Consider the following 11,786-nt stretch of genomic DNA (forward strand, 5'->3'; position numbering starts at 1 on the left):
GTATATTTCGATTACCACTACTACAGGGGGATGTATGATAATAATAAGAATGATGGGCGGACTTGGAAATCAGATGTTCCAGTATGCCCTGTATCTTCAGCTTAAGGCGTTGGGGAAAGAAGTGAAGATTGATGATGTGTACGGATTCCGTGATGATGAGCAGAGGGATCCGGTACTTGAAGATATGTATGGAATCACCTATGACAAGGCTACAGATGCTGAGGTGGTGGATATAACAGATTCTTATCTTGATATTTTTAGCAGAATCCGCAGAAAGCTTTTCGGAAGAAAGACCAAGGAATATGAGGAACTTACCGGTATTTTTGATCCGAAGGTTTTTGAGCTTGAGGATGCTTATCTGAACGGCTATTTTCAAAGTGAAAAGTACTTTCCTGACAAACAGGTTATAGAGCAGCTTCGCAGAGAGTTTGCATTTAAGCCCGAGGAGGTATTTACCTCTGCAGAGAGCTGGGAGCTTTACAGACAGATTCGGGAGACCAAGTCTGTCAGTATTCATGTGAGAAGAGGGGACTACCTTCTTCCGGGCGCAATTGAGACCTACGGTGGAATCTGTGATACGGATTATTACAAAAGAGCAATTGACCTTATGGTCAGTAAGCATCCTGATGCCATTTTTTATGTTTTCACAAGTGATAAGGAATGGTGTGAGGAAAATGTATCCGGAAAGAAGTTTCGTATTGTCGATACGGGAGAGGAGAATGAGGATGCGGCAGATATGCTTCTTATGAGTCTGTGCAAGCATCATATACTGGCCAATTCCAGCTATAGCTGGTGGAGTGCATGGATGAATGATTCTCCGGAGAAGATGGTGATCGTGCCTAAGAAGTGGCTTAACAATAAGGCCATGGATGATATTTACACTGCGCGTATGACGCGTATTTAAAAAAGGAATTTTTATGAGTTTGACTGATCCAAAGGAGAAGAAGGCGGAGAGCCTTAATCTCCTGACTAAGATAAATTATATTTTTGATAAAAAGCAGAAACGACATCTGGTTATTTTGGGAATAATGATTATTATCGGAGGTCTCTTTGAAACCCTTGGTGTCGGAATGCTTATGCCGGTATTTGGTGTGGTTCTTGACCCCGAGTCTTTGCATAAGGGGATGGAGAAGTTTCCGATACTTGCAAATATAGCAACTTCTATGGGAATTGATACAGATACCAAGAGAATATGTGCCATTATGGGAGCACTTATTGCTGTATATGTAATAAAAAATGTATATCTTGTCTTCTTGGTATTTGTACAGAACAGATTTATTTCGACAACCAGAAATGATATGATTTCCCGCGTTATGCGTGAGTTTTTAAACAGACCTTATGAGGATTATCTCGGAGCGGATATTCCTACAGTATTCCGTATAACAGATGGCGATATACCGAAGATGTTCTCACTTATGCTGGCACTTCTTAATTTGTGTAATGAGCTTGTTGTGTCAACATTTTTAGGGCTTTATCTTATTTATACCAGCTGGAAGATGGCTTTGCTCATTATAGTTGTTCTTGTAGTAATTACAATTCCCATAACCAAGATCATTAAGCCTAAGATGAATGACGTGGGCAGACAGAACCAGAGCATCAGTTCAAGGATAGCAAAGTGGAGAATTCAGGCTATTTACGGACTCAAAGAAGTTAAGGTCCTTAACAGGGAAGACTTCTTTATAAGAAATTATTATGAGTCAGGTAAAATCGGGGCTGCTACGGATGTCAGATACACCGTATTGAACAATATGCCCAGACCTATTATAGAGACTGTATTTATGGCAGCAGTTTTTGGATTTATCATGGCATATGTTGCAGGAGGCGGAGACACAACGCTTCTGGTTACCCAGCTTGTAGCCTTTGGTGTTGCTGCTGTAAGACTTATGCCCAGTGCATACAGGATAAATACGTATATCACAGAGATTGCCTATGAGGAGCCTAACCTCAACTTCGTTTATGACAACCTGTCAGAATCCATGAAGACAGATAAGAAGATGGCTGCTGAGCGTATGGCTATCGCAGGTCCGGCGCTTTCGCTTGATGATAAGATTGAACTTAAAGGGATTACCTTTGCATATCCCGATGCGGATAAGAATATTTTTACTGATGCAGACATGGTTGTTCCCAAGGGAAAATCTGTCGGAATCATGGGTTCATCAGGTGCAGGTAAGTCGACAATTGTAGACATACTTCTTGGGCTTTTACATACGCAGAAGGGAGAAATCCTTTGCGATGGATCCAATATTTTCAGCAATTATGAGTCCTGGCTTGCCCAGATAGGATATATTCCCCAAAGTATATATCTGATTGACGAATCAATAAGGGATAATATCGCATTCGGTATTGATGCGGCTGAGATTGACGAAGAGAGAATCTGGCAGGTGTGTGAGGAAGCACAGCTTGCTGAGTTCATAAGATCACTTCCGGAGGGACTTGATACTAAAATCGGTGACCGTGGTGTCAGACTTTCCGGTGGCCAGAGACAGAGAATAGGTATCGCAAGGGCTCTTTATCACAATCCTGAGATACTTGTATTTGATGAGGCTACCAGTGCTCTTGATAATGAGACAGAGGCAGCAGTTATGGAGGCGATTAATAGCTTCCATGGAAAGAAGACGATGATTATCATAGCTCATAGACTTAATACTATTGAAAAGTGTGACATGATCTATGAGGTTAAGGATGAGAAGATCGTGGAGACAACTCTTGATGGAAAGATCGTTTATCACAAGAATACGTAATATAGCGTTATATTTGGCGCTATCCATAGAGCTTCTTTTGATGATTTATGAGAGGAGTACTCTTCCACTTTCAAGTCCGAAGCAGATTTTCAGGGTTAGCTTTGTGCTTTCGGTGATAGCACTCTTACTGACAAAGTACTCATGGAAGCAATGGATCTCGATTGTCATTGCATGTGCCATAGGAGTGATTTCTTATAAGATTACAGGAAATAACGATCTCCTGAGATTTTCGGTTTTTGTAATAGCCTGTAAGGATGCAGACCTTAAGGTTATGCTGAAATATATTTTTGCAGTGACGGCAGCAGGTAGTATTCTGATTGCAGCTGCGGCATTACTTGGATTTGCCGGAGATATCAGGCTTGTAGATGATTTTGGAAGAGATGTGGGAACTGAAGTCAGATATACCTTTGGCTTTGGCCATCCCAATACTCTTATGAGTGTTGTATTTTCTATAGAAGTTCTTCTTATGTATCTGATACATGATTTTAAGAAGATTACAAGAAATGCTATAATGGTAGCCGCGCTTATTGCCAACGTGATTTTGTATTTTCTTACAGGATCAAGAACAGGTGTGGCGCTTACAATATTTACAGTTGTACTTGCTTTTGCAGTATATGAAGTTGATTTCTTAAAGAAATCGGGATTTATATATGGTTTCGGTGTTTTTGTTATAGGTGCCTGTGTGGCATTTTCAGTATGGGCAGCGAAGATAAGCAAGTATGCCAGGAAAAAGAAGTATCCTTTTTATTATAAGTTGGACAGAATACTTACAGGCAGAATCCAGTCCCTGTATTATGATACAAAAGCACATAAGGGCTCACTAAAGACATGGAGTCTTTTCGGAGATGAATTCAGTGGTAATGCTTTTTTTGATATGGGCTGGGTAAGGCTGTTTTACTGGTATGGGATTATACCGGCGATACTGATTTTGCTGGCTATTCTTTATTTTATTTATCGCTTATACCTTAAGAGAGATTATGCAGTAATGATAATGGTAATCTCTATAAGTGTATTTACTCTGGTTGAAGCAAGCTTTGTTTCTTCATTTATCGGAAGGAATTATTTGCTTCCCATAGCCGGAGTGTATCTGCTTGCAGATAATATGAAAGCAAATTTGAGCATAAAGGTGGGAAAACGTGCAGGGAAAGACTAAATATCTGGTAAATTATGTTGTTTGGGCAGCTGATATTGTTGCTATTGTAATATCGTTTGTTCTTGCGACTTATATTCGATTCTGGAATTTCAGGGACATGCAGGATAAGACAATGCATTTTATTATATGCATTCTGATGGTGCTTATCTGTACTGTTTATACCTTTGCAATTGATGCAAACAGGGGCTTTTTAAAGAGAACCATATGGAAGGAAGGAACAGCAGTTGCAAAGTTTGAGTTTGTTCTTATTCTGGGTACCATTGCTGTAGCTTATATTCTTAAGCTTGCAGAGCAGTTTTCACGTCTGGTAATGTTTTATTTCATTATTTTTGATGTGGTTTTGACGCTCGCTTTCCATCAGCTTGTTAAATTCGTTCTTAAGAAGTACTGGGAGAGCGGCGATACAGCGATTAAGCTGCTTGTTGTTTCCGAAAAAGAGATAATGATGCCTACAATCAGGCATCTTCAGCACAGGCTGGAGATTAATTATTCCATCGAGGGAGCGGTATGCCTTGATGAGGATATGTCAGGTGAGGAAATTCGCGGCGTTAAGATAATTGCAAACAGGGAAAATCTTATAGATACGGTTACTTCATATCCTGTTGATGAGATTTTTATTTACACACCTAACATAAGTCAGAATGCGCTTAATGAGACTATTGCAGCATTTGGGGACATGGGTGTTACTGTTCACTATTGCGTCGAGCTTCCCAATATTGCAGGAAGTACATCCGTAGGCAATCTTGCTACATATTCAGTAATCTCATATATTCATGGAACTGAAAGATACAGAGCGCTTATTCTTAAGAGACTTATGGATATAGTAGGTGGCCTTGTAGGGCTTATTATTACCGCTGTGTTTACACCATTTGTGGCACTTGCCATAAAGCTTGATTCTCCGGGACCGGTTTTCTTTTCACAGGTTCGTATAGGACGAAACGGCAGACGCTTTAAGATTTATAAGTTTAGAAGTATGCGAATTGATGCCGAGGAAATTAAGAAAAAGCTTGAGAATCAGAATGAGATGAACGGTCTTATGTTCAAGATGAAGGATGATCCCAGAATTACCAAGGTCGGGGCATTTATCAGGAAGACCAGTATAGATGAGCTTCCCCAGTTCCTTAATATTTTTAAGGGCGATATGAGTCTTGTGGGAACAAGACCGCCAACCGAGGATGAGTTTGAGAAGTACAATCAGTATTATCGAAGAAGAATCAGCATGACTCCGGGACTTACAGGAATGTGGCAGATAAGCGGAAGAAGTGATATAGAGGACTTCGATGATGTAGTAAAGCTTGATCTTCAGTACATAGATAACTGGTCCCTCGGACTGGATATCAGAATTCTTATTAAAACTGTCGGGGTTGTGCTCTTTGGAAGAGGGGCACGCTAAAAAGTACGGAGTAATATATCTTAGGAAAGAATCTTGATATGGCGGATAAAATAGTCAGCGTTATCATAACTGTATACAATATCAGAGAGTATTTTAACGACTGTATGAGAAGCGTTCTCGGTCAGACTTACAAAGATATAGAAATTATACTGGTGGACGACGGAGCAACTGACGGAAGCGGTGAGCTCTGCGACGAGTATGCAGCGAAGGATTCACGCATAAGAGTTATCCATAAGAAAAATGGCGGCCTTATGTCAGCCTGGAGTGAGGGAATAAAAGCGGCAGAAGGCAGATATGCAATGTTTATTGACGGAGATGACTGGGTCGATGGGGAGATGATAGGAGAACTCCTTAAGTATACCTCGGATGAACCGGATATCAGAGAGATAATAAGCAGTAATTATATTATTGAAAAGAAGAATGAAAAGAGAAAGGCAGGTCATGGGGCAGCTCCCGGAGTTTATGAAAAGGAGAGACTTTCAGACCTTCGAACAAGACTTCTTGGAGAAGAAACAAGACCTGTTATAATGTCCAGGTGCATGAAGCTTATAAGCCGTGAGCTTATATTGGATAATATGCATTACCTGAATTACAGTATCAGAATGGCAGAGGATGTGAATATCATGCTTCCGTGTCTCCTGGATGCTGAAAGACTGACGATAGTTAAGGATGGGTACTTTTACCATTATAGGACTGTGGGTGATTCAATGGCTCATGGTTATGATAAGAGACTTTTGGAAAATATTAAGCTTGATTATCATACTTTTCTTGGGATTATGCAGGATAAGGGAGTTGCAAATGCCGGGGAGCAGATGGACAGGGAGTATATAAGGCTCCTTTTTCTTGTGATGAAGAATGAGCTTCGTTCAGATGCAGGCGGAGTAGTCAGACGTGTAAAAGATATATTTGGTGCAGGTGAGATTGCTGATATTATTAAGAGAACACCCGTTGATGTATCTGAAAAATCAAATCGTTTGTTATATTATGGGATGAAACATCCGATTGCACCTGTTATCATGGTGACAAAGATGATTTTAAAAACTTTTGACAGAGTTACGGCGGGGGCACATTGATGAATACAGCTGTATCTAAACCTATGGTAAGCATAATCATACCGGCTTATCAGGCACAGGATTCCATAGAAGACTGTGTGAGTTCAGTATGCTCACAGGTAATATCCTATGAGGTCAGCGAGGAGGCGAAAAACTTCGATGGCCTTATGGAAATAATAATAGTCGATGACGGATCTACGGATCAAACCGGTGCCATCTGCGACAGACTTAGTGAAAGTAATTCAAATGTTAAAGTATTACATGTAAAAAACGGCGGTGTATCTAAAGCCAGGAATTTGGGAATGGAGAATTCAGGCGGAAGGTATATCGCTTTTGTTGATGCCGATGATCTCGTGGGTGATACATATATTTCCGATCTGCTCAGGGCTGCATTAAAGAAAGATGCCGACCTTGTAATAATGGACGGAAAAATAGTAACGAATGATATTATTACCGGACGCAGGTATATTGAGGATGGACTTCTCAGCGAGGATACTCATGTTTGGGGAAAGCTTTTTAAACGAGAGCTGATATTTGATGGCGGAAAAACAGTAAGATTCCCTGAAAACATAACCATTGGGGAGGATATGCTATTTTTACTTGAGGTATTGCTTAAGGTGGATCAAAAGGCTTGTATCAGCATGATTCCGGGAAAAGGATATAAATATAATTTTAATGATAACGGAGCTATGCTAAAGTCCTTTAAGCCCTCATACCTGGATCAGATTACCTGCTGGGAGCTGGCAGAGAAGGAACTGGATAAGCTTTCTCCTTCGATTTCCAATGAGGCACAGGTAAAATTTGCCATAATAAGGGTTATGGCAGCACTTTTAGTGGTTTCAAAATTTGCTAAATCACTTAATATGAGAGAAAATAATGAAGTGACAGTTATGCTTGCTTTAAAAAGTGAGGTTATATTACGGGCTAGGGAGATGATATCCAAGGCGAGGAAAGTAAAGGGATGCTTTGGAGGATTGTCTGCCGGGTATAAGATAAAGAATAAGCTGTTCGACGTAAGTCCCGAGCTGTATATTAAGCTTTATAAAATGTGGAAGGTATAATAACCATTTATGATAAGAGAAGAAAACACAAGAAAAAAACTGTTCATAATGTCAGTTATATTGTGCTTTGTGACGATTCTCATCTATGAGATGCTAACGCCTATGCTTATGGATGACATGAGTTATGGTAAACAGGTTCAGGAGGCAGGGAATTTTTTTGAACTGTTTGCACAGGAGCATCATCAGTATATGACCTGGACGGGAAGATCCGTAGCACATTTCATGCTAAGGATGCTTATGTATATTGATATGCATACTCTTGGCGGAAGAGTGATTTTTAATATAGTAGCAGCTGTCATGTTTACAGTACTGTCTATACTCATATATTTAAATGCGAATAGTAATATTCGGTATGATGTTAATACATATCTTCTTGGACTGTTTCTTATATGGCTGTGTGCCGTGTCATTTGGACAGACAATTTTATGGGAGACCGGTGCCTGCAATTATCTTTTTACAACAACAATTGTTATGGCAATGATCACTTTATATAGAAGAGGCCATAGAAATGCATCTGAAAAGGGCAATAATATAATATCCTGTTTCGGATTCTTTCTGCTTGGCGTTCTTTCAGGCTGGTGCAATGAGAACACCAGTGGCGGATTGTTGCTACTCATGATAATTATAGCAGTGAACTACAGAAAGGTTTATGCATGGTCTGTATCAGCAATGGCAGGAACCGCAATCGGACTTGGACTGATGGTGCTTGCACCCGGTAATGCTGAGAGAAGCCAGTACCTTGAGGAGGCACATGACGGACTTTTGGGAATGGCTGCAAGATTTTTAAAGATAACACTTGTGCTCAAAGAAGAATTCATGGTATTGCTTATAATAGCGGCTGTTTTATTTCTGCTTCTGAAATTTCAGGGAAAAGGCTTTGAGTCCTTAAAGGATATGATTCTTTTTGTGTTCATATTTTTTGCTACGGCATACAGCCTTATTCTTACCGTTACACCTCAGGACAGAGCATTCTTTGGTGCCGGCATATTTCTTATTCTGATTATTGTTCAGGGGTATTGTAAGATTGATACCGGAGATGACAGAGATATGTCACGAAATAGTGAGTCTGCCGGGGAAAAGGCGGTACTTCTTAAAACAATGAAGAGTGGCGTAGTGATAGCCTTGGCAATATACATGCTGTTTACATATATTGATAGCGGGGCGAATCTGGCAAGGATATACCGGGAGGAACAGAATCGTTACAGCTATCTTGAAGAACAGGCGGCTGCAGGAGCTGAGGATGTAGAAATTCCAATGTTGAGTGATCAGTTCTATACGAAATATACAGCTGCTTATACCTGCGATGTCTCAGATGACTGGACAGACTGGAATAATCAGATGATTGCAAACTATTATGGTTTTAAGACCGTACTTGGGGTGAGTGAATAAGCCTATGAACAGACAACTTTTACTATATATGCACGCAGGTAGCGGAAATCACGGCTGCGAAGCGATAGCAGATGCTACTCTTGAAGCGCTGACTTCGCTATGTAAGGATGAAAATTACATACCGCCTGTAATAATTACCAATAATAAAGAACAGGATTTAAAGTATGGGCTTGGAGAGAGAGTACAAAAAGGTCAGTGCAGTATTATAGAAGAGAGGCATATAGCAGAGGATTTTATACCTCATGTTATGTATTATGCCTACAGAAAGCTGACTGGTGATGCAGTTTCTTTCCTCAGATATCAGTTCAAGGACGTTCTGAAAAAGGTATCGGATTATAAGAATCCCATTGCGGTTTCCATTGGAGGAGATAACTATTGTTATCCTGAAATGGTCGGAGATCTTAAGCTTGCACATGAAGCCTTTCTTGAAAAAGGAATGTCTTCCGTACTTATGGGATGTTCTATTGAGCCCGATACGGTTCAGGATTTGAAGGATGACCTTATGAAGTTTGATCTCATAACGGTCAGGGAATCAATTTCCTACAAAGGAATGATTGAAGGTGGTATCCCAAAGGATAAGGTCAAGCTTTGCCCAGATCCCGCATTTATGCTTCCGGTCAGAAAAACATCTCTTCCGGAAGGCTTTGAAGAGGGAAATACTATCGGATTAAACGTGAGTCCCATGGTTCAGGGGAAGGAATCTTCTCCCGGTATAACTATGGAGAATTACAGGAATCTGATAAAACATATTTTGGATAAGCTTGAAGGTTCAAAGGTTTTACTTGTTCCACATGTTGTATGGAAAAGCAATGATGACAGAGAGCCACTCACAAAGCTCTATGAGGAATTTAAGGACACCGGAAGGGTGATACTTGCAAAGGATGCCTCCGCAGAAGAACTTAAGGGACTGATCAGCAGGTGTAGATTTTTCATAGGTGCAAGAACACATTCAACAATTGCGGCTTATTCTACCTGTGTTCCTACACTGGTGCTTGGCTATTCTGTTAAATCAAGAGGGATAGCAACTGATTTGTTTGGGACCGATGAAAATTATGTTATTCCAGTCCAAAAGCTTTCTACAGACAGGGATCTTGCTAAAGCTTTTGACTTTATAGCCAAAAACGAGGATAGTATCAGGGGGAGACTTAAGGAAATAATGCCTGAATATAGTAAGCGTGCAGCTGACAATGCGCGCTATATAAAGGAGCTTATTTAATGCTGATAATACAGATAGCCGGGGGATTGGGAAATCAGATGCAGCAGTATGCCATGTACAGGAAACTGCTAAGATCCGGAGCGGACAGAAATATAAAGCTTGATACAAGCTGGTTTGATAAAAAGACGCAGGAAGGGGTTCTTGCAAGGAGAGAGCTGGAGCTTTCATATTTTCAGAATCTACCGCTTCCTGTGTGCACAGATGAGGAAAGGGCATATTTTCTTGACAGAAATATTGCAAGAAAGGTCTTTGAAAAGGTGGTTCCCGGTGCAGGTAAGAGATTTACGGAGAGCTGTATGTATCATCCGGAGATTTTCGAACTGCAGGATAAGTATATTGAAGGATATTTTGCCTGTCAGAAATATTATGATGATATAATGGATGAGCTTAGAGACCTTTTTGTATTTCCGACACAACCGGATACAGAGATAAACGTGCGGAATATGGATCTTATGAACGAGATGGAACTTCGGCCCAGTGTCAGTGTGCATATCAGACGAGGCGATTATCTCGATCCTGAAAATGCCGCGCTTTTTGGAAATATTGCAACTGATGAATATTATGAAGGGGCTATGAATTATTTCATGGCACTTGATCCCGATACACATTTTTATATTTTTACAAATGATCCCGAATATGCCAGGGAGAAGTACTCAGATCCTGACAGATACACAATTGTGGATCACAATACAGGAAAGTATTCTCTTCTTGATATTCAGCTGATGAGTCATTGTATGGGAAATATATGTGCTAATTCAACTTTTTCCTTCTGGGGAGCAAGACTGAATCGCAGGAAGGATAAGAAACTTGTGAGGACTTTAACCATGAGAAATAATCAGCCTGCCAGTCCCGAACTGATGCATGAATACTGGGCGGGTTGGGTACTCATGGACAAAGATGGCAAAGTGCGTTAAAATTAACATTTAGGTATTGATTAAAGTTTTAGAAAAGGAACTGTCGGATGCCCGATATAAAGATCATTATAGCGACCACAAAAAAATATAGGATGCCTGATGATCCGATATATATGCCTTTGCAGGTGGGCGCAGCTAATAAGAAGGCCGCAAATACCCCGTATGAAAAGGATAATACCGGAGATAATATTTCTGAGAAGAACAGCAGCTACTGTGAGCTGACAGGCCTTTATTGGGCATGGAAGAATCTTAAGGCAGATTACATTGGTCTTGTGCATTATAGAAGATACTTTGCTTCACCGGAGGCAAGAGGTGAAGAGGATCCGTTCAATAAGATAATGGGCGGTGAGGAGGTCAAGAGACTTCTTCAGAAGAACTGTATTATTGTTCCCAAAAAGCGGAAATATTATATAGAGACTCTTCAGTCACATTATGCACATACACATTATGTTGAGCAGCTTGATGAGACAGGCAAGGTAATTAAGGATATCTGTCCCGAGTATATGGAGTCTTTTGAGAGAGTTATGACACAGACTTCAGGTCATATGTTTAATATGATGATAATGCGTAAGGATATTCTTGATAGATACTGCGAGTGGCTTTTCAGGATACTTCGTGAGGTTGAAACCAGATATCCGGAAAACAATCTTAGTGCTTATCAGGGTAGATATATTGGAAGAATTGCGGAACTTATTTTCAATGTCTGGCTTGACTATCAGGTTACGACAGGAAGTATTCCGAGGTATCAGATTCAGGAGCTTCCATGCGTGCATATCGAGAATATTAACTGGTTTAAAAAGGGAGGAGCATTCCTTGCTGCAAAGCTCTTCCATAAAAAATATGATCACAGCTTCTGATCATAGGGAA

The 11,786-nt window shown here is 40.4% G+C and carries 10 protein-coding genes; all 10 read left to right on the top strand.

Features of this window, described 5'->3' with window-relative positions:
* Nucleotides 1-34: 34 nt before the first annotated feature.
* From G602_RS0100135 to G602_RS0100180, 10 genes are read left to right on the top strand one after another with little or no spacing between them, the layout of a single operon-like run.
* A complete protein-coding gene (locus G602_RS0100135) occupies nt 35-904 on the top strand; it encodes an alpha-1,2-fucosyltransferase (RefSeq protein ID WP_026657063.1) in 870 nt (289 codons plus the stop codon).
* Between the two features lie 13 nt (nt 905-917).
* Complete coding sequence (locus G602_RS0100140; protein WP_044930695.1) at nt 918-2,741, top strand: ABC transporter ATP-binding protein; 1,824 nt, start codon at nt 918-920, stop codon at nt 2,739-2,741.
* The gene (locus G602_RS0100145) at nt 2,710-3,894 is read left to right on the top strand and encodes a hypothetical protein (RefSeq protein ID WP_026657065.1); all 1,185 of its coding nucleotides are present in this window, start codon (nt 2,710-2,712) and stop codon (nt 3,892-3,894) included. The genes G602_RS0100140 and G602_RS0100145 overlap by 32 nt, the downstream gene beginning before the upstream one ends.
* Nucleotides 3,878-5,287: a sugar transferase gene (locus tag G602_RS0100150; protein WP_026657066.1), complete on the top strand. Its 1,410-nt coding sequence runs from the start codon at nt 3,878-3,880 to the stop codon at nt 5,285-5,287. The genes G602_RS0100145 and G602_RS0100150 overlap by 17 nt, the downstream gene beginning before the upstream one ends.
* 38 nt (nt 5,288-5,325) lie before the next feature.
* Nucleotides 5,326-6,360 (top strand): glycosyltransferase family 2 protein, encoded by a 1,035-nt coding sequence (locus G602_RS28400; RefSeq protein WP_049944969.1) that lies wholly within the window; start codon nt 5,326-5,328, stop codon nt 6,358-6,360.
* Nucleotides 6,360-7,400, top strand: a complete 1,041-nt coding sequence (locus tag G602_RS0100160) for a glycosyltransferase family 2 protein (RefSeq protein WP_026657067.1) — start codon at nt 6,360-6,362, stop codon at nt 7,398-7,400. Before G602_RS28400 ends, G602_RS0100160 begins: the two co-directional genes overlap by 1 nt.
* A 9-nt stretch (nt 7,401-7,409) precedes the next feature.
* Complete coding sequence (locus G602_RS0100165; RefSeq protein ID WP_026657068.1) at nt 7,410-8,789, top strand: DUF3329 domain-containing protein; 1,380 nt, start codon at nt 7,410-7,412, stop codon at nt 8,787-8,789.
* Nucleotides 8,790-8,793: 4 nt separating this feature from the next.
* The gene (locus G602_RS24560) at nt 8,794-10,005 is read left to right on the top strand and encodes a polysaccharide pyruvyl transferase family protein (protein ID WP_044930745.1); all 1,212 of its coding nucleotides are present in this window, start codon (nt 8,794-8,796) and stop codon (nt 10,003-10,005) included.
* Entirely contained in the window at nt 10,005-10,919 is a 915-nt protein-coding gene (locus tag G602_RS0100175; RefSeq protein WP_026657069.1) for an alpha-1,2-fucosyltransferase, read from the top strand. The genes G602_RS24560 and G602_RS0100175 overlap by 1 nt, the downstream gene beginning before the upstream one ends.
* A gap of 47 nt (nt 10,920-10,966) precedes the next feature.
* On the top strand, nt 10,967-11,776 hold the full coding sequence (locus G602_RS0100180; RefSeq protein ID WP_026657071.1) for a DUF4422 domain-containing protein: 810 nt from the start codon (nt 10,967-10,969) through the stop codon (nt 11,774-11,776).
* Nucleotides 11,777-11,786: the final 10 nt, after the last annotated feature.

Origin of the sequence: Butyrivibrio sp. AC2005 (genome assembly GCF_000424145.1) — a bacterium.
Lineage (GTDB): Bacteria > Bacillota > Clostridia > Lachnospirales > Lachnospiraceae > Butyrivibrio.